We start from the raw sequence: 18,877 nt of genomic DNA, 5'->3' as shown, positions 1-18,877 counted from the left end.
GTGGCTAAGCTTTGATCATTACTCAGTCAACACCTCTGCAGGTATCCCATAATGAGCAAAGTAAAACAGCAGGATATTGATCGCCTGATTGTTTTGGTCGGCGGCCGCGAGAACATCGCCACCGTCAGCCATTGCATTACCCGGCTGCGTTTCGTCCTCAATGACCCCAGCAAGGCCAGCCCCAAAGAAATCGAAGAGCTGCCGATGGTCAAAGGTTGCTTCACCAACGCCGGGCAGTTCCAGGTGGTGATCGGCACCGACGTCGGCGACTACTATCAGGCGCTGATCGCCAGCACCGGCGTCAACGAGGCCGACAAGGAACAGGCCAAGGTCGCCGCGCGCCAGAACATGACCTGGACCGAGCGCACCATCTCTCACTTCGCCGAGATCTTCTTCCCGCTGCTGCCGGCGCTGATCAGCGGCGGTCTGATCCTCGGCTTCCGCAACGTGATCGGCGACATCCCGATGTCCGACGGCCAAACGCTGGCGCAGATGCACCCGGCGTGGAAAACCGTTTACGACTTCCTGTGGCTGCTGGGTGAAGCGATCTTCATGTTCCTGCCGGTGGCCATCTGCTGGTCGACGGTGAAAAAGATGGGCGGCACGCCGGTGCTCGGCATCGTGCTGGGCGTCACCCTGGTGTCGCCGCAGCTGATGAACTCCTACCTGCTCGGCCAGCAAACGCCGGAAGTGTGGAACTTCGGCTGGTTCGTGATCCAGAAAGTCGGCTATCAGGCGCAGGTGATCCCGTCGATCCTGGCAGGCATGGCGCTGGGCTGGATCGAAACCCGGCTGAAAAAGATCGTCCCCGACTATCTCTATCTGGTGGTGGTGCCGGTGGTTTCGCTGCTGCTGGCGGTGTTCCTGGCGCACGCGCTGATCGGGCCGTTCGGCCGCATGATCGGCGACGGCGTCGCCTGGGCGGTGAAAGCGGTGATGACCGGCAGCTTCGCCCCGGTGGGCGCCGCGCTGTTCGGCTTCCTGTATGCACCGCTGGTGATCACCGGCGTGCACCAGACCACGCTGGCCATCGACATGCAGATGATCCAGAGCATGGGCGGCACCCCGGTATGGCCGCTGATTGCGCTGTCCAACATCGCGCAGGCCTCGGCGGTGCTCGGCATCATCATCATCAGCCGCAAGGCCAACGAGCGTGAAATATCTGTGCCGGCCGCGATCTCCGCCTACCTCGGCGTGACCGAACCGGCGATGTACGGCATCAACCTCAAATACCGCTTCCCGATGCTGTGCGCGATGATCGGCTCCGCCATCGCGGGCCTTATCTGCGGCCTGGACGGCGTAATGGCCAACGGCATCGGCGTCGGCGGCCTGCCGGGCATCCTGTCTATCAAGCCGCAGTTCTGGCTGATTTACTCGCTGGCGATTCTGGTGGCGATCGTCATCCCGCTGGTGCTGACCATCATGGTCTACAAACGCAAGGCCGCCCGCGGCGAGCTGCCGGTTTAATTGACGCAAGATGAATGTAGGGGCCTGCTTGCGCAGGCCCGTTGTCACGATTCAAAGGTATTGATCTATGAGCAACCCAACCCCCTGGTGGCAGAACGGCGTCATCTACCAAATTTATCCGAAGAGTTTTCAAGACAGCACCGGCAACGGCTACGGCGATTTGGCCGGCGTGACCCGGCGGCTGGACTATCTGCAGGAGCTGGGCGTCGACGCCATCTGGCTGACGCCGGTCTACGTCTCACCCCAGGTGGACAACGGCTATGACGTGGCGGACTACTGCGCCATCGATCCGGCTTACGGCACCATGGCGGACTTCGAGCAGCTGATCGCCGCCGCCCACCGGCGCGGCATCCGCATCGTGATGGACATGGTGTTCAACCACACCTCGACCGAGCATCCGTGGTTCAAGGCCGCGCAGGATCGCCACAGCCCGTATCGTCAGTTCTACGTCTGGCGCGACGGCGAGGGGGATACGCCGCCGAACAACTGGCGCTCCAAGTTCGGCGGCAACGCCTGGCAGTGGCACGCCGACAGTGGCCAGTACTACCTGCACCTGTTCGCCGCCGAGCAGGCGGATCTCAACTGGGAACACCCGCCGGTGCGCGAAGAGCTGAAGAAAGTGTGTCAGTTCTGGGCGGACAAAGGCGTCGACGGCCTGCGCCTCGACGTGATCAACCTGGTGTCCAAACAGCAGGACTTCCCGTCCGACAGCCAGGGCGACGGCCGCCGCTTCTACACCGACGGCCCGCGCATTCACGAGTTCCTGCAGGAAATGAGCCGTGACGTGTTCCAGCCACGCGGCCTGATGACGGTGGGCGAGATGTCTTCCACCACGCTTGAGCATTGCCAGCAGTACGCGGCGCAGAGCGGCGAAGAGCTGTCGATGACCTTCAACTTCCACCACCTGAAGGTAGACTACGCCGGCGGCGAAAAATGGACGCGGGCGGCGCCGGATTACGTGGAGTTAAAGCAGATCTTCCGCCACTGGCAGCAAGGGATGCATAACCGCGCCTGGAACGCACTGTTCTGGTGTAACCACGATCAGCCGCGCATCGTGTCGCGCTTCGGCGATGAAGGCGCACTGCGGGTGCCGGCCGCCAAAATGCTGGCGATGGTGCTGCACGGCATGCAGGGCACGCCTTATATCTACCAGGGTGAAGAGATCGGCATGACCAACCCCGGCTTCCGCGCCATCGAGCAGTACCGCGACGTGGAAAGCCTGAACATGTACGCCGAGCTGAGCGCCCAGGGCCGCGGCGACGCCGAACTGCTGGCGATCCTGGCGGACAAATCGCGCGACAACGGCCGCACACCGATGCAGTGGAGCGCCGCGCCGCACGCCGGTTTCACCACCGGCACGCCGTGGATCGGCTGCGCCGAGAACTACCCGCAGATCAACGCCGACGCGGCGCTGGCCGATCTCGACTCGGTGTTTTACGCCTACCGCCAGCTGATCATCCTGCGCAAGCAGTATCCGCTGCTAACCCACGGCGACTATCAGGATCTGGCGCCGGATCACCCGGCGCTGTGGTGCTATCAGCGCAGCTGGAACGGCCAGCGCCTGCTGGTGGTAGCCAACCTGAGCCGCGAACCGCTGGCCTGGGCGGCGGAAGGCGTGGAAGCCTCCGCGCAATGGCGCCCGCTGATGAGCAACTACAGCGACTCGGCGGATCAGCCGCAGGCGCTGACGCTGCGGCCGTTCGAAGCGGTGTGGTGGCTGCTCGAAGACTGACCCCGCAGGGCGCGGCGAGCGCTGCGCCCTACAATGTCCCCATCAGCGCCACCACCCCGGCGGCCGCTTGCGCCAACTGCTCATCGCTCATGTCGCTCACGCCCTGCACCAGATGCGGCGGCAGATAATCCATGCCGGTCAGGTTAGCCAGCGCGTGGAACGGCAGCAGCAGATCCTGCACCGGATAGCGGTTGTAGCCTGCCGGCGTGTAGGCCTGCGCGTTGCCGCCGGTGCTCACCACCAGCTGCAGCGGCTTGCCGTGCAGTTTGGTGCCTTCGCTGCCGTAGGCGAAACCATAAGTTAATACCGCGTCCTGCCATTCGCGCAGGATCGCCGGCGAGCTGTACCAGAAAAACGGGAACATCATCACCACCGCATCGTGGCTTTCCAGCAGTGCCTGTTCGCGCGCCACGTCGATGCGGTAATCCGGGTAAGCGCGGATCAGCTCGTGCACGGTCACGTTAGGCAGCGGGCGCACGGCCTCGATCAGCGCCTGGTTGATGCGCGACTCGTCGGGGGTACGGTGGGCGGTTAACACTAAAATGCGTGACATAAAGGATTCCTTGAACGTAAAGAAGATGAGGCATTTTTCCATTTCTGCCGCTTCGGGTGTAGGCTGTTCAAGGTCACTTCAATTTCAACCGAAAGTATCAACCACTATGTCGCTGCCCTTTGACGTGCACCGCCTGCTGCCGGCCTTCCTCGCCGCCGCGCAGGCGCAAAATTTCTCCGCCGCCGCCCGCCAGCTGGGCGTCACGCCGGCGGCGGTCAGCAAAAATATCCGCGCGCTGGAAGAGAAGCTGGCGCTGCGGCTGTTTCAGCGCAACACCCATAACGTGCTGCTGACCGACGAAGGCAAAGCGCTGCTGGCGCAGGTGGCGCCGCTGTGGCAGGCGTTGGCGGCGACGCTGGAAAGCGCCGGCGGCGAGCGGCAGGCGCCGGCCGGGGTGGTGCGCGTCACGATGATCCCCGGCTTCGGCCGCCAGATGCTGATGCCGTTGATCCCGCAATTTCTGGCGCGCTACCCGCAGATCGATCTCGATCTGTCGCTGGACGCCCGGGTGGTGAATCTGGTGGGCGAAGGCTTCGACGTCGGCATCGGCAGCCGGGTCGATCCCGACAGCCGGCTGGTGGCGCGCCCGCTCTACCCGATGCATATGGCGCTGGCGGCGTCGCCCGACTATCTGGCGCGGCGCGGTGAACCGCAAACGCCGCACGACCTGCTGCGGCACGACTGCCTGCTGCACCGCAACCCCAGCAACGGCCGCCACGTCAAATGGCAGCTGCGCCATCAGGGCGAAACGCTGGCGCTGGATCTGAACGGCCGATTGGTGGTGAGCCGCCCGGAAATGTTGCTGGATGCGGCGCTGGCCGGGCTGGGCATCGTCAACCTGGCGCGCTGGTACCTCGAAAAGCACTTTGAGCAGGGCACGCTGCGGCCGGTGCTGGCGGAGTGCTGGCCGCGCCCGGTGCAGCTGTGGCTCTATTACGCCTCGGCGGATCTGCCGCCGCGGGTGCGCGTCTGGGTCGACTTTCTGCTGGAACATTTTCGCGATCGGCCAGTGAGCGATTGACGACTGTTCAGCTTGCGCACGCTCTTCCGTTTTCCTTGTTCTATATCAAAAGAATCTCGTCAATATCTATATATAGTGCATTAAGAATTGTGAACACCTATATATAGTAGTTATCCACAAAATCATCCACACGCCGCCACAGCCCTTGCGCGCTGCGGCTTTGCCCTGTGGATAAGCGAAATTTGACGGTTGCTCGCCACGCCAGGCGGGTATGAACGCTCCCTCGGGGAACAAGGAGTACAACGTGAAACCAGTAGTGATTAAGCGGGACGGTTGCCAGGTACATTTTGACGAAGCGCGCATCGCGCAGGCCATCGAGCGCGCCGCGCTGGCGGTGGGCGTGGTCGACGCCGACTACTGCGCCACCGTCGCCCGCGTGGTCGCTCAGCGCATGGAGCAGCAGCCGCGCGTCGATATCCACGAGATCCAGCAGGCGGTGGAAAACCAGCTGATGGCCGGCGAGTACAAACAGCTGGCGCGCGCCTATATCGAATACCGCCACGATCGCGACGTGGCGCGCGAGCTGCGCGGCCGCCTGAACCAGGAGATTCGCGGCCTGGTCGAGCAGAGCAACCGCGCGCTGCTGAACGAGAACGCCAACAAGGACAGCAAGGTGATCCCCACCCAGCGCGACCTGCTGGCGGGCATCGTCGCCAAACACTACGCCAAGCAGCACATCCTGCCACGCGACGTGGTGCTGGCCCATGAACGCGGCGAAATTCACTATCACGATCTCGACTACTCGCCGTTCTTCCCGATGTTCAACTGCATGCTGATCGATCTGAAAGGCATGCTGACCAACGGCTTCAAGATGGGCAACGCCGAAATCGAGCCGCCGAAGTCGATCTCCACCGCCACCGCCGTGACCGCGCAGATCATCGCCCAGGTCGCCAGCCATATCTATGGCGGCACCACCATCAACCGCATCGATGAAATCCTGGCGCCGTTCGTCGACGAGAGCTTCCGCAAACACCTGCAGGTGGCGGAAGAATGGCAGATCCCGGACGCCAAAGGCTATGCCATGGCGCGCACCGAGAAAGAGTGTTACGACGCCTTCCAGTCGCTGGAGTACGAGGTCAACACCCTGCACACCGCCAACGGCCAGACGCCGTTCGTCACCTTCGGCTTCGGTCTCGGCACCAGCTGGGAGTCGCGCCTGATCCAGCGCTCGATCCTGAAAAACCGCATCGCCGGGCTGGGCAAAAACCGCAAGACCGCCGTGTTCCCCAAACTGGTGTTCGCCATCCGCGACGGCCTCAACCACCAGTACGGCGATCCGAACTACGACATCAAACAACTGGCGCTGGAGTGCGCCAGCAAGCGCATGTACCCGGACATCCTCAACTACGATCAGGTAGTGAAGGTCACCGGCTCGTTCAAAACGCCGATGGGCTGCCGCAGCTTCCTCGGCACCTACGAGCAGGACGGCGAACTGGTGCACGACGGCCGCAACAACATCGGCGTCATCAGCCTCAACCTGCCGCGCATCGCGCTGGAGGCGATGCGCGATGAGTCGCGCTTCTGGGCGCTGCTGGATCAGCGCCTGCAGCTGGCGAAAAAGGCCCTGATGACGCGCATCGCCCGGCTGGAAGGCATCAAGGCGCGGGTGGCACCAATCTTGTACATGGAAGGCGCCTGCGGCGTGCGGCTCAAGGCCGACGACAACATCGCCGATATCTTCAAGAACGGCCGCGCCTCGATTTCGCTGGGCTATATCGGCCTGCACGAGACCATCAATGCGCTGTTTGGCGGCGAAAACCACGTGTATGACGACGAGGCGCTGCGCGCCAAAGCGGTGGCGATCGTCGCGCGTCTGCGCGCCGCCGTCGACGCCTGGAAAGACGAGACCGGCTACGGCTTCAGCCTCTACAGCACGCCGAGCGAGAACCTGTGCGATCGCTTCTGCCGGCTGGACACCGCCGATTTCGGCGTGGTGCCGGGCGTCACCGACAAGGGCTATTACACCAATAGCTTCCACCTTGACGTGGAGAAGAAGGTCAATCCGTACGACAAGCTGGACTTCGAAGCGCCCTACCCGCCGTTGGCCAGCGGCGGCTTCATCTGCTACGGCGAGTACCCGAACCTGCAGCACAACCTGAAGGCGCTGGAAGACGTGTGGGACTACAGCTACAGCCGGGTGCCTTACTACGGCACCAACACGCCGATCGACGAGTGCTACGAGTGCGGCTTCACCGGTGAATTCTCCTGCACCAGCAAAGGCTTCACCTGCCCGAAATGCGGCAACCACGACTCGGCCAAGGTCTCGGTCACCCGCCGGGTGTGCGGCTATCTCGGCAGCCCCGATGCCCGGCCGTTCAACGCCGGCAAGCAGGAAGAGGTGAAACGCCGGGTGAAACACCTCGGTAATGGGCAGCTCGGCTGAAAAAGCGCCGCGCAGCCTATGCAGAAGCCTGTTCATCAGGCGTGATTGTCGCAGCCAGTTTGCCTTCGGCCAGCGCACACCAACCGGAGCGTACACGCAGTACGTGAGGAGTGGCAGCACTGCCCGGAGGCAAAATGGCCAGTAAAATAGCCTGATGGGCAGGCCTCACATGAATTATCACCAGTACTACCCGATCGACGTCGTCAACGGCCCCGGCACCCGCTGCACGCTGTTTGTCGCCGGCTGCGTGCACCAGTGCCCCGGCTGCTACAACAAGAGCACCTGGCGGCTCAACTCCGGCCAGCCGTTTACCCCGGCGCTGGAAGACCGCATCATCGCCGATCTGAACGATACGCGCGTGCCGCGCCAGGGGCTGTCGCTCTCCGGCGGCGATCCGCTGCACCCGGCCAACGTGCCGAGCATCTTGCAGTTGGTGAAACGGGTGCGCGCCGAGTGCCCCGGCAAGGATATCTGGCTGTGGACCGGCTACCGGCTGGCGGAGCTGAACGCACAGCAAATGCAGGTGGTGGACAGGATCAACGTGTTGATCGACGGCAAGTTCGTGCAGGATTTGAAAGACCCGGCGCTGATCTGGCGCGGCAGCAGTAACCAGGTGGTGCATAGGTTGCGATGAGCTGGCAGCACAGACTTGATCTGGCACAATTACGGCATAGAGCCAATCTGACGGGCGGGTTTGTGCCAGGAGCGGATGTTGCGAACATTACGACACATTCAGTCAAGATATCTAAAATCGCATGGCACGGTTATACGGGGTGTTTACATTACCTTGATGAAAGGAAGGCAATGATGCAAGAATGGTCCGAACAGTTGGAAAAGTGGTCTTCTAATCAAGAATAGGTCAAATGAAGACCAATCAGCGTCATATCTGAACAAGGATGCTAAAAGAATAAATGCTATTTGAGTATGCCCTCCATAAAAATACAAACAAGATTGTTCACGTTGATTCCGTTCCTAACGGAAAACGCTGTGAATGCATCTGTAAGAACTGTGGAGACGCTCTGGTAGCAAAGAACAACGGTAGGGTAGTCAGACACCATTTCTCGCATACAACTAAAGAAGAAAGCCGAGACTGTCAAATGACACAGTTGCACATCGGGATGCAGCAACACTTCTTATCGATATCCAAGTTTACCCTCCCCCAAAATTCGTTGTCTTTAGATGATACTGACATCTTTGTTCCTGAATTTTCCACAGACATTAGTAAATCAACCCTTGAGTACAAGATCGGAAAATACTGGGCAGATGTGTACTTAGAAACAGGCGTTGGTGATGTAGCAATCGAAGTCTGGGTTACCCATGAATGTGAAGAAGAGAAGAGACAATATTACATCGACCACCAGATTGATTCGATTGAGTACCGTTTTCCACCGAATGAAAACAGGAGCATTGACGAATGGGTCGCTCTACTAAAAGTTAACAACGTAGACTACAAATGGATCTACCACTCAGCTCTGGAGAAAAAGAAGCTCAAGCACTTGGAAAAGGTTGAACAAGAAAAGCAGCGAGCCAAAGCTGAAAGAGAATCTAAAGTACACGAACTCGTTAAGCGTTCTATGAAAGATAAAACGCTGTATCTCCCCTGCATACGCCAAGACATAGAACTCGAACACAATGGTGAGACGCATAACATAAATCGAGAGGTATTTACTGCTCGCACTGTTATATGTCAAAAAGTCTCGCTGACGTTTGAGTCTGATGAATGTGTCATTCTCGATATAGTTACGGGAGGCAGAACGATCAGAGTTGCTTATTCATACTCAAGCTGTATTCCTGAATTGCTGCCTCTTACTGATAAATACGCAATATGTAACTACTTTGACGATGAGTCTAACGTCATTAATTGCTTGTGGTTGAAACATCCTTCTGTAGAGGCAAGCATTCATAAAAGAAGGAGCCAATATATACTAGAATTAATTAACATCGACAAATTGCGTCATATAAAAGAAAAGGTTGAAACTTTAGCCTCAGAATACTCAAACGGACACGACACATTCTTCAAGAAAAACTATTCGCTTTGGAAAAAATGGATGATTAAGAGACATCTTTTTACACCAGTATTAGACAAGAAAGCCCCCTCTTTTCCACGGCACCTGAAAATGAATCGAAAACATGAACAACTATGGCCTTTTCAGATGTTTCACATTCTTGTTTTAAGTACCCTTGCCGAAATCGTCGATTCATACCCGATTAAAAAACCAATATATTATCGGGATTTATTCATAGAAATAGCGCAGCATTATGGTTTATCAGAGCAATATCAAACTATATTAAAAGAATTTAAATCCTTAAAGAGGCCTTCCTCCTTTGATGAGCTTATCGATGAAGAGAGCATTATAAAAAAGTCTCTTGAACCCTATGCAGTGCTTGAACTTGTGTTATTGCGAAAAGATCATGCTATAAGGAAAGACTCTCTGGTATCCTCATTGAAAGTTTAATTAGTGAAAAATTATATGCTTGTCAAGAATTAACGCAGTATAGGCATTATGATATCCTGCTTTTGATCAACTTCACCATCTATGTCTATGTAGGTTGATCAGATTAACCTTCCTAATAAACAAGTTTTTAATTCACGACCTGAATGTCCGCTTTTCGCTCAAAGCCGCCTGGCAGTTCTATTCGTAGAAACTACCAGCCCAGCCCTGAACGAATCCCCCTCCCACCCTCACCGATAACGCTCCCGGATTCTCACTTTAATTAAATATAGCCATTCGTTTTTCTACCTCCGAATGGCTGAGATAAACCGCGGTGCCGTTTCTTAAGCGTTCAAGGTCGGCATCCCCCCTTCACGCAGCGCCTGCTCCAGCAACATCACCTCTAAGTCCATTTCAGGTTTATTCCGCTGTTCCATTTCCATCTCCTCCTTGAGACAGCATCGGGCCACTCAGCAACAGCGGTAAGTTACACCAACCCCATCCCCACTACGCCAGTCAGTGCGCCGCACAGCGCCACCAGCGCCGCCGTCAGGCACAGCGCCCGGGCGGAGAAGGCCTTGTTGAGCATCAGCAGCGAAGGCAGGCTGACCGCCGGTAGGGTCATCAGCAGCGCCAGCGCCGGGCCTGCGCCCATGCCCGCCAGCATCATGGTCTGCACGATCGGGATTTCCGCCGCGGTGGGGATAACGAACAGGCAGCCGACGATCGCCAGGCCGATGATCCACAGCAGGCTATTGTCGACGGCGCCGTCGGCGTGCGGGAACAGCCAGACGCGCGCCGCCCCCAGCGCCAGTACCGCCAGCACGTAGATCGGGATGGTCGACCAAAACAGCGCCCACAGCGCTTTGCCCCAGCGGGCGAGGAACGGCTGCTCGTCGTTCTGCGCCGTCAGCACCGGCGGGTGCGGCGCGGCGGGCTGCGGATCGTTGGCGGTCACGCGCTGCACCAGCCAGGCGATGCCCAGCACCATCACTACACCCGCCACCAGGCGGATGGCGGCGAACGGCCAACCGAGCACAAACCCCATGAACACCAGCGTCGCCGGGTTCAATACCGGGTTGGCGAGCCAAAAGGCCAGCGCGGCACCGCTGGACACCGACTGGCGGCGCATGCCGGCGGCGACCGGCGCGGCGCAGCAGGTGCACATCATGCCCGGCAGCGCGATCAGCGCCCCCAGCACGGTGCCGGAAAAACGCCGGTGGCCGAGCGTGCGCGCCAGCCAATCGCGCGGGATCAGCACCTGCACCAGCGAACCTAATAGCACCCCGAGCAGCGCCGCCTTCCACACCGCGGTGAAGTAGACCAGCGCGTACTGCCAGGCCGCCAGCCAGGGGCTCGCGGCGCCGTCGGCCAGGATCGATTTGCCGATCGAGTGGCTGTCCGCCGCCACGAACGCCTTGCCGTAGTAAGGCTGCCATTTGACGTAGTAGAGGCCGACGGCCACCACCAGCAGAAACAGGATCGGTTTCCACAGCGGCCAGGCGCGTGGGGCGTGTTCAGGGGCGTTCAGAGGTTGCGGCATGGTAGCGGCCAGAGTCAGTCAACAGTGGCGCCAGCATAGCGCGCCGCCGCCGCCCGTGCACGCCTGGGCTGTCCTAAATAGTTCATCTGTTCGCCACCGAGGCGTAACGCGATTGTCATCTGCGCCCGTCACCATGATGCCAACTTGAAAACCACAGGGTAGACGCCCGATGAAACGCACCGCTTCCGCCTTCATCGCACAGCCATCGGTATAACGAGGTTTTTATTATGATGGAGTTATCTAGACATCCGACCACTTACCCCACCCGCTATCAGCAGATCGCCGCACAGCTGGAACAAGAGCTGCGCACGCAGTACCGCTGCGGCGACTACCTGCCTTCGGAACAGCAGCTGGCCGAGCGTTATCAGGTCAATCGCCACACCCTGCGCCGCGCGGTGGATCAACTGGTGGAACGCGGCTGGCTGCAGCGCCGCCACGGCGTCGGCATTCTGGTGCTGATGCGGCCTTACGACTACCCGCTGCACGCCAACACCCGCTTCAGCCAGAATCTGTTCGAGCAGGGCAGCCATCCCACCAGTGAGCGCTTACTCGCCGTCTTGCGCCCGTGCAATGGGCATGTTGCCAGCGCGCTCTCGCGTGAGGAAGGCGAAATGGTGATCCACCTGCGCACTCTGCGCCGGGTCAACGGCGTACCGATGAGCGTCATCGACCACTATCTGCCCGATCTGGACTGGTGGCCGGCGCTGCAGCAGTTCCACAGCGGTTCTCTGCACCAGTTTATCGAGCAGCACCTGCAGCAGCCGCTGACCCGCCGCCAGACGCGCATCAGCGCGCGCCGCGCGCAGGCCAAAGAGAGCCGGCTGCTGGAGATCGCCACCCACGCGCCGCTGCTGTGCGTGCGCACCCTTAACGTCCGCAGCGGCGGCGAAGACGTGGCGGAATACTCCGTCAGCCTGGCCCGCGCCGACATGATTGAACTGACGATGGAGCACTGAATGCAAGCCTTAGAGTCGAGACAACGCTGGATGTCGGTGCTGGCGCACAGCCGGCCCGAGCAGCTGCGCAGCCACTGGCAGGCGCTGAACCTCAGCCCGGGTTACCGCAGCATCCGCGCGCCGGAGATCGGCCTGGCCCAGCTGCAGGGGCGCATGGGCGCCACCGGCCGCCGCTTCGTGCTGGGGGACATGACCGTCACCCGCGCGGTGGTGCAGCTGGACAACGGCGGCTACGGCTACAGCTATATCGCCGGGCGCGACAAGGCGCACGCCGAGCTGTGCGCGCTGGCCGATGCGCTGCTGCAACAGCCGGAACACGGCGAACGCCTGCAACAACAGCTGATCGCGCCGCTGGCCGCGCTGCAGCACGAACAGCGCCAGCTGCGCGCCCGGGCGATCGCCGCCAGCCGGGTGGACTTCTTTACGCTGGTGCGAGGGGATTAAGCCATGAGTTTATTGACCGGTTTTGAACAACCGATAGACCAATCGCAGCACGCTTTCCGTTTGATTCTTAAAGCCTTGAGCGAACCGGGCCACCGGGTGACGCTGCCGAACGGCCCGGCCTGGGCGCCGCTGAACGCCGCCAGCACCGCCGCCCTGCTGACGCTGGCCGATCAGGAAACGCCGCTGCAACTGTGCCCAGAGTTAAATAGTGAGCAAGTGCTAACCAACATTCGTTTTCACAGCGGCGCGCCGCTGGCCGCCACGGCTCAGGAGGTCTGCTTTGCCCTGTTCGATGAGCACGTTCAGGCCGTCGATCTGCAGGCGTTGCCGCACGGCAGCGAAATCTCGCCGGAATGCGGCGCCACGGTGGTGGTGCAGCTCGCCGAGCTGGAGAACGGCGCCGCGCTGCGCCTGACCGGCCCCGGCATCGAGAGCCAACGCCTGATAGCACCGCGCCTGCCGCCGGCGCTGCTGGATTACCTGGTCAACCGCCCGCAGCGCTTCCCGCTGGGGCTGGATATTTTACTGACCTGCGGCGATCGCCTGCTGGCGATCCCGCGGACCACCCGCGTGGAGGTGTGCTGATGTACGTAGCGGTAAAAGGGGGCGAAAAAGCCATTGAGGCCGCCCATCAGCTGCAGGAACAGCTGCGGCGCGGCGACGAGGCGCTGCCGGCGCTCGGCGCGGAACACATCGAACAGCAACTGGGGCTGGCGGTGGATCGGGTGATGACCGAAGGCGGCATCTACGATCGCGAGCTGGCGGCGCTGGCCATCAAACAGGCCAGCGGCGATCTGGTGGAGGCGATCTTCCTGCTGCGCGCCTATCGCACCACCCTGCCGCGCCTGGCGGTCAGCGAGCCGCTGGCCAGCGAAAACATGCGGCTGGAGCGGCGCATCTCGGCGGTTTACAAGGATTTGCCCGGCGGGCAGGTGCTGGGGCCGACCTACGACTACACCCACCGGCTGCTGGACTTCGCGCTGCTGGCGGAAGGCGAGGCGCCGCGTGCGCCGCAGGCCGACGAACCGCTGCCGGACAACTGCAGCCACGTGTTCGATCTATTGTGTCGCCAGCAGCTGGCGCGGGAGGAACAGGACGACGGCAGCACGCCGGACGACATCACCCGCAACCCGCCGGTTTACCCCTGCTCGCGCTCGGCGCGCCTGCAGCAGCTGGTGCGCGGCGACGAAGGTTTTCTGCTGGCGCTCGGCTACGCCACCCAGCGCGGCTACGGCCGCAACCACCCGTTCGCCGGCGAGATCCGCACCGGCCACGTTTCGGTGGAGATCGTGCCTGAAGAGCTCGGTTTCGCCATCGACATCGGCGAAATCCTGCTGACCGAGTGCGAAATGGTCAACGGCTTCGTCGATCCAAAGGACCACCCGCCGCACTTCACCCGCGGTTACGGGCTGGTGTTCGGCCGCGCCGAACGCAAGGCGATGGCGATGGCGCTGGTAGATCGCGCATTGCAAAGCCCCGACTACGGCGAAGGCGTCGCCGGCCCGGCGCAGGACGAAGAGTTCGTGCTGGCCCACGCCGACAACGTCGAGGCCGCCGGCTTCGTCTCCCATCTCAAGCTGCCGCACTACGTCGACTTCCAGGCCGAACTGGAGCTGCTCAAGCGGCTGCGACAGGAATACAGCGAGCGTCAGGAGGCCCGCGATGAGTGAAGTATTGACCGGCTATAACCTCGGTTATCTGGACGAGCAGACCAAGCGCATGATCCGCCGCGCCATCCTGAAGGCGGTGGCAATCCCCGGCTATCAGGTGCCGTTCGGCGGCCGCGAGATGCCGATGCCCTACGGCTGGGGCACCGGCGGCATTCAGCTCACCGCCAGCGTTATCGGCCGCGCCGACGTGCTGAAGGTGATCGACCAGGGCGCCGACGACACCACCAACGCGGTGTCGATCCGCCGCTTCTTCCAGCGCGTCGCCGGGGTGGCCACCACCGAACGCACGCCGGAGGCCACGCTGATCCAAACCCGTCACCGCATTCCGGAAACCGCGCTGCGCGAAGACCAGATCCTGATCTATCAGGTGCCGATCCCGGAGCCGCTGCGCTTTATCGAACCGCGCGAAACCGAGACCCGCAAGATGCACGCGCTGGAGGAGTACGGCGTGATGCAGGTGAAGCTGTATGAAGACATCGCGCGCTACGGCCATATCGCCACCACCTACGCCTACCCGGTGAAGGTCAACGATCGCTACGTGATGGATCCTTCGCCGATCCCGAAATTCGACAACCCGAAAATGCACATGATGCCGGCGCTGCAGCTGTTCGGCGCCGGGCGCGAGAAACGCATCTACGCCCTGCCGCCGTTCACCAAGGTGGAGAGCCTGGACTTCGACGACCATCCGTTCAGCGTGCAGCAGTGGGACGAACCCTGTGCGCTGTGCGGCTCGCGCCACAGCTACCTGGACGAGGTGGTGCTCGACGATCGGGGCAACCGCATGTTCGTCTGTTCGGACACCGACTACTGCCGGCAGCAGCTGGCGCAATCTTCGCAAGAGGCGCAGCACTGATGACTTCCACCCCTTTGAGCACCACCCCGCTGCTGTCGGTGAACCGGCTCACCCACCTGTACGCCCCCGGCAAGGGTTTCAGCGATGTGTCGTTCGACATCTACCCCGGCGAAGTGCTGGGCATCGTCGGCGAATCCGGCTCCGGTAAAACCACGCTGCTGAAGTCGATCTCGGCGCGGCTGGCGCCGCAGCGCGGGCAGATCCTTTACCGCCCGCAGGCGGGCCAGGAACAGGATCTGTACGCCATGGCGGAGAGCGATCGCCGCCGCCTGCTGCGCACCGACTGGGGTGTGGTGCACCAGCACCCGCTCGACGGGCTGCGGCCGCAGGTCTCTGCCGGCGGCAACATCGGCGAGCGGCTGATGGCCATCGGCCAGCGCCACTATGGCGACATTCGCCGTCAGGCCGGCCAGTGGCTGGAAGACGTCGAAATCCCGCTGTCGCGCCTCGACGATCTGCCGACCACCTTCTCCGGCGGCATGCAGCAGCGGCTGCAGATCGCCCGCAATCTGGTCACCCACCCCAAGCTGGTGTTTATGGATGAGCCGACCGGCGGGCTGGACGTGTCGGTGCAGGCGCGCCTGCTCGATCTGCTGCGCAACCTGGTGGTGGAAATGCAGCTGGCGGCGGTGATCGTCACCCACGATCTCGGCGTGGCGCGGCTGCTGGCCCACCGCCTGCTGGTGATGAAACAGGGCGAAGTGGTGGAGAGCGGCCTGACCGACCGGGTGCTGGACGATCCGCACCATCCTTATACCCAGCTGCTGGTTTCTTCGGTGCTGTCGTAACCCAAGGCGATAACAGATGACTATGCAAATCCGAGTTGAACATCTCAGTAAAACCTTTGTGCTGCACCAGCAGTACGGCACCCGCCTGCCGGTGCTGCACGACGCCAACCTGACGGTCCACGGCGGCGAATGCGTGGTACTGCACGGCCACTCCGGCAGCGGCAAATCCACCCTGCTGCGCTCGCTGTACGCCAACTACCTGCCGGACAGCGGCCATATCTGGATCAACCACCAGGGCGACTGGCTGGACATGGTCAGCGCCGATGCGCGTCAGATTCTGGCGGTGCGCCGCCATACGCTGGGCTGGGTCAGCCAGTTCCTGCGGGTGATCCCGCGCATCAGCGCGCTGGAGGTGGTGATGCAGCCGCTGCTGGAACAGGGCGTCGAGCGCGCCGAGTGCCGTGAACGCGCCGAAGCGCTGCTCACGGCGCTCAACGTGCCGCAGCGCCTGTGGCCGCTGGCGCCGTCCACCTTCTCCGGCGGCGAGCAGCAGCGGGTGAACATCGCGCGCGGCTTTATCGTCGATTACCCCATTCTGTTGCTGGACGAACCGACCGCCTCGCTCGACAGCCGCAACAGCGCGGCGGTGGTGCAGCTTATCGAACGCGCCAAGGCGCGCGGCGCGGCGATCGTCGGCATTTTTCACGATGAAGGCGTCCGCCAACAGGTCGCCGACCGGCTTTATGACATGCAGGCGCCGCAGGCGCTGGAGGCCCTCTGATGATCGTCAATAACGTTAAGCTGGTGCTGGATGACCAGGTGGTGCAAGGCTCGCTGGAGATGCAGGACGGCGTGATCCGCAGCTTCGCCGACGGCCCGAGCCGGCTGCCGCAGGCGCTGGACGGCGACGGCGGCTGGCTGCTGCCGGGGCTGATCGAACTGCATACCGACAACCTGGACAAGTTCTTTACCCCGCGCCCGAACGTTGACTGGCCGGCCCATTCGGCGATGAGCAGCCACGACGCGCTGATGGTGGCCAACGGCATCACCACGGTACTGGACGCGGTGGCGATCGGCGACGTGCGCGACGGCGGCCACCGGCTGGAAAACCTGCAGAAGATGATCGACGCGGTGATCCACAGCCAGCGCGCCGGGGTGAACCGCGCCGAGCACCGGCTGCACCTGCGCTGCGAGCTGCCGCACGAGAGCACGCTGCCGCTGTTCGAACAGCTGATGGACAAGCCGGGCGTGTCGCTGGTGTCGCTGATGGACCATTCGCCGGGCCAGCGCCAGTTCGCCTCGCGCGAAAAATACCGCGAATACTATCAGGGCAAATATCACCTCAACGACCAGCAGATGAGCGAGTACGAGGAGCAGCAGGTCGCCCTGTCCGCCCGCTGGGCCGCGCCGAACCGCGAGGCGATCGCCGCCCACTGCCGCGCGCGCCGCATCTCGCTGGCCAGCCATGACGACGCCACCGCCGCGCACGTGGCCGAGTCCTGCGCGCTGGGCAGCGCCATTGCCGAGTTCCCCACCACCGAGGCGGCCGCCCGCGCCTCGCACCAGCAGGGCCTGCAGGTGCTGATGGGCGCGCCGAACATCGTGCGCGGCGGTTCTCACTCCGGCAACGTGGCGGCGCACCACCTGGCGGCGCTGGGGGTGCTGGATATTCTCTCTTCCGATTATTACCCGGCCAGCCTGCTGGACGCGGCGTTTCGCCTCGCGGCGGACGAGCGCAACGCCTACGACCTGCCCCAGGCGGTGCGCATGATCACCCGCAACCCGGCGCGGGCGCTGGATCTGCAGGATCGCGGCACCCTCGCCGAAGGACTGCGGGCGGATCTGGTGCTGGCACGGCCGCACGGCGAGCACGTTTACGTGCAGAACGTGTGGCGCCAGGGCAGGCAGGTGTTCTGATGGCGCGGCTCATCTATCTGATGGGGCCTTCCGGCGCAGGCAAGGACAGCCTGCTGGCCGCGCTGCGGGCCGACGCCGACCGCGCGCCGCTGGTGGCACACCGTTACATCACCCGGCCGGCGGACGCCGGCTGCGAGAATCACATCGCGCTGAGCGAACCGGAATTTCTGCGCCGCCGCGCCAAGGGGCTGTTCGCGCTCGACTGGCAGGCCCACCAGCAGCGCTACGCGTTCGGGATCGAGGTGGATCTTTGGCTGCTGCAGGGGATCGACGTGGCGGTCAACGGTTCGCGCGCCCACCTGCCGCAGGCGCAGCAGCGCTATGGTGCGCAGCTGCTGCCGGTGTGCCTGCAGGTCAGCGCCGGGATTCTGCGCCGGCGCCTGCAGGATCGCGGGCGAGAAAGCGCCGAACAGATCGAGCAGCGGCTGGCGCGGGCGGCGGAATATCAGCAGAGTCTGCCCGCCGGCTGCCGGGTGCTGCACAACGATGGCCCACTCGACGACACCCTGGCGGCGCTGCTGGCGCTGCTGCCTACCGCCACCCGACAAGCTCAGGACGCGACGCCATGAACGACTTTGCCCAGCCGAAAATCGGCGACAACGTGACCCTTAACCGCACCCGGCTCGGCCAGTATGTGCATCTGGCCGACGATGCGATCCTGGAAGAGGTGGAGATGGGGGACTACTCCTACACCGCCGGGCACAACCAGATCTTTTACGCCACCATCGGCAAGTTCGTCTCCATCGCCTCCTATGCGCGCATCAATCCCGGCAACCACCCGACCTACCAGCGCATCGCGCAGCACCACTTTACCTACCGCGCCTCTGAATACGGGCTGGGGGAAGACGACGCGGCGTTCTTCGACTGGCGGCGCGAGCACCACGTCACCGTCGGCCACGACGTGTGGATCGGCCATAACGCCATTCTGATGCCGGGCGTCAGCGTCGGCAACGGCGCGGTGATCGGCAGCGCGGCGGTGGTCACCAAGGACGTGGAGTCTTACAGCATCGTCGCCGGCGTGGCGGCCAAGAAGATCGGCATGCGCTTTGACGACGCGCTGATAGAACGCATCGAACGCAGCCAGTGGTGGCACTGGGATCACGCCACGCTGCAGGCGCGGCTGGCAGATTTTCGCGACATCAACCGCTTTGCCCAGAAGTACCTTTAACGGAGGGGAG

Annotated in this window: 18 protein-coding genes; 16 read left to right on the top strand and 2 right to left on the bottom strand. The window is 62.1% G+C overall.

Annotated elements, in window-relative coordinates; translation table 11 throughout:
* Window positions 1-51: 51 nt before the first annotated feature.
* Window positions 52-1,467: a PTS trehalose transporter subunit IIBC gene (treB, locus tag ACJ8QI_RS15290; protein WP_049198760.1), complete on the top strand. Its 1,416-nt coding sequence runs from the start codon at window positions 52-54 to the stop codon at window positions 1,465-1,467.
* A gap of 67 nt (window positions 1,468-1,534) precedes the next feature.
* On the top strand, window positions 1,535-3,199 hold the full coding sequence (treC, locus tag ACJ8QI_RS15285; protein ID WP_049232432.1) for an alpha,alpha-phosphotrehalase: 1,665 nt from the start codon (window positions 1,535-1,537) through the stop codon (window positions 3,197-3,199).
* A 28-nt stretch (window positions 3,200-3,227) separates the two neighbouring features.
* Here the strand turns inward: treC and ACJ8QI_RS15280 are convergent, their stop codons facing one another.
* Window positions 3,228-3,752: an NAD(P)H-dependent oxidoreductase gene (locus tag ACJ8QI_RS15280; protein WP_060427301.1), complete on the bottom strand. Its 525-nt coding sequence runs from the start codon at window positions 3,750-3,752 to the stop codon at window positions 3,228-3,230.
* Between the two features lie 106 nt (window positions 3,753-3,858).
* Between ACJ8QI_RS15280 and ACJ8QI_RS15275 the strand changes: the two genes are divergently transcribed.
* From ACJ8QI_RS15275 to ACJ8QI_RS15260, 4 genes are all read left to right on the top strand, one after another.
* Window positions 3,859-4,773 (top strand): LysR family transcriptional regulator, encoded by a 915-nt coding sequence (locus ACJ8QI_RS15275; protein ID WP_060431034.1) that lies wholly within the window; start codon window positions 3,859-3,861, stop codon window positions 4,771-4,773.
* A gap of 244 nt (window positions 4,774-5,017) precedes the next feature.
* A complete protein-coding gene (gene nrdD, locus ACJ8QI_RS15270; RefSeq protein ID WP_442532763.1) occupies window positions 5,018-7,156 on the top strand; it encodes an anaerobic ribonucleoside-triphosphate reductase in 2,139 nt (712 codons plus the stop codon).
* A 169-nt stretch (window positions 7,157-7,325) separates the two neighbouring features.
* Complete coding sequence (gene nrdG / locus ACJ8QI_RS15265) at window positions 7,326-7,790, top strand: anaerobic ribonucleoside-triphosphate reductase-activating protein (protein WP_442532762.1); 465 nt, start codon at window positions 7,326-7,328, stop codon at window positions 7,788-7,790.
* A gap of 463 nt (window positions 7,791-8,253) precedes the next feature.
* A complete protein-coding gene (locus ACJ8QI_RS15260; RefSeq protein WP_226908220.1) occupies window positions 8,254-9,612 on the top strand; it encodes a hypothetical protein in 1,359 nt (452 codons plus the stop codon).
* Between the two features lie 463 nt (window positions 9,613-10,075).
* On the opposite strand, the gene ACJ8QI_RS15255 is transcribed toward ACJ8QI_RS15260, so the two are convergent.
* The gene (locus tag ACJ8QI_RS15255; protein ID WP_442532761.1) at window positions 10,076-11,131 is read right to left on the bottom strand and encodes a permease; all 1,056 of its coding nucleotides are present in this window, start codon (window positions 11,129-11,131) and stop codon (window positions 10,076-10,078) included.
* Window positions 11,132-11,358: 227 nt separating this feature from the next.
* Here ACJ8QI_RS15255 and phnF point away from each other — a divergent pair, with 227 nt between their 5' ends.
* The 10 genes from phnF to ACJ8QI_RS15205 are packed head-to-tail and all read left to right on the top strand — an operon-like array spanning window position 11,359 to window position 18,867.
* A complete protein-coding gene (gene phnF / locus ACJ8QI_RS15250) occupies window positions 11,359-12,087 on the top strand; it encodes a phosphonate metabolism transcriptional regulator PhnF (protein WP_015376439.1) in 729 nt (242 codons plus the stop codon).
* Window positions 12,088-12,531: a phosphonate C-P lyase system protein PhnG gene (gene phnG, locus ACJ8QI_RS15245; protein ID WP_019453314.1), complete on the top strand. Its 444-nt coding sequence runs from the start codon at window positions 12,088-12,090 to the stop codon at window positions 12,529-12,531.
* 3 nt (window positions 12,532-12,534) lie between these two features.
* Window positions 12,535-13,116 carry a phosphonate C-P lyase system protein PhnH gene (gene phnH, locus ACJ8QI_RS15240; RefSeq protein WP_442532760.1) on the top strand — a complete coding sequence of 194 codons (582 nt, stop codon included), beginning with the start codon at window positions 12,535-12,537 and terminating at the stop codon, window positions 13,114-13,116.
* On the top strand, window positions 13,116-14,201 hold the full coding sequence (locus ACJ8QI_RS15235; protein ID WP_442532759.1) for a carbon-phosphorus lyase complex subunit PhnI: 1,086 nt from the start codon (window positions 13,116-13,118) through the stop codon (window positions 14,199-14,201). Before phnH ends, ACJ8QI_RS15235 begins: the two co-directional genes overlap by 1 nt.
* Window positions 14,194-15,054: an alpha-D-ribose 1-methylphosphonate 5-phosphate C-P-lyase PhnJ gene (locus tag ACJ8QI_RS15230; RefSeq protein ID WP_016929301.1), complete on the top strand. Its 861-nt coding sequence runs from the start codon at window positions 14,194-14,196 to the stop codon at window positions 15,052-15,054. The genes ACJ8QI_RS15235 and ACJ8QI_RS15230 overlap by 8 nt, the downstream gene beginning before the upstream one ends.
* Entirely contained in the window at window positions 15,054-15,842 is a 789-nt protein-coding gene (gene phnK / locus ACJ8QI_RS15225; RefSeq protein ID WP_038879071.1) for a phosphonate C-P lyase system protein PhnK, read from the top strand. Before ACJ8QI_RS15230 ends, phnK begins: the two co-directional genes overlap by 1 nt.
* A gap of 16 nt (window positions 15,843-15,858) precedes the next feature.
* Complete coding sequence (gene phnL / locus ACJ8QI_RS15220) at window positions 15,859-16,563, top strand: phosphonate C-P lyase system protein PhnL (RefSeq protein ID WP_063991586.1); 705 nt, start codon at window positions 15,859-15,861, stop codon at window positions 16,561-16,563.
* Window positions 16,563-17,699 carry an alpha-D-ribose 1-methylphosphonate 5-triphosphate diphosphatase gene (gene phnM, locus ACJ8QI_RS15215; protein WP_015376433.1) on the top strand — a complete coding sequence of 379 codons (1,137 nt, stop codon included), beginning with the start codon at window positions 16,563-16,565 and terminating at the stop codon, window positions 17,697-17,699. Before phnL ends, phnM begins: the two co-directional genes overlap by 1 nt.
* Entirely contained in the window at window positions 17,699-18,268 is a 570-nt protein-coding gene (phnN, locus tag ACJ8QI_RS15210) for a ribose 1,5-bisphosphokinase (protein ID WP_043148232.1), read from the top strand. The genes phnM and phnN overlap by 1 nt, the downstream gene beginning before the upstream one ends.
* On the top strand, window positions 18,265-18,867 hold the full coding sequence (locus ACJ8QI_RS15205; RefSeq protein WP_225529150.1) for a DapH/DapD/GlmU-related protein: 603 nt from the start codon (window positions 18,265-18,267) through the stop codon (window positions 18,865-18,867). Before phnN ends, ACJ8QI_RS15205 begins: the two co-directional genes overlap by 4 nt.
* Window positions 18,868-18,877: the final 10 nt, after the last annotated feature.

The sequence above is a fragment of the Serratia sp. CY84636 genome, assembly GCF_052166245.1.
Classification (GTDB): Bacteria; Pseudomonadota; Gammaproteobacteria; order Enterobacterales; family Enterobacteriaceae; genus Serratia; species Serratia nevei.
Note: the sequence above shows the minus strand (reverse complement) of the source record. Positions and strands in the feature narration are given on the sequence as shown.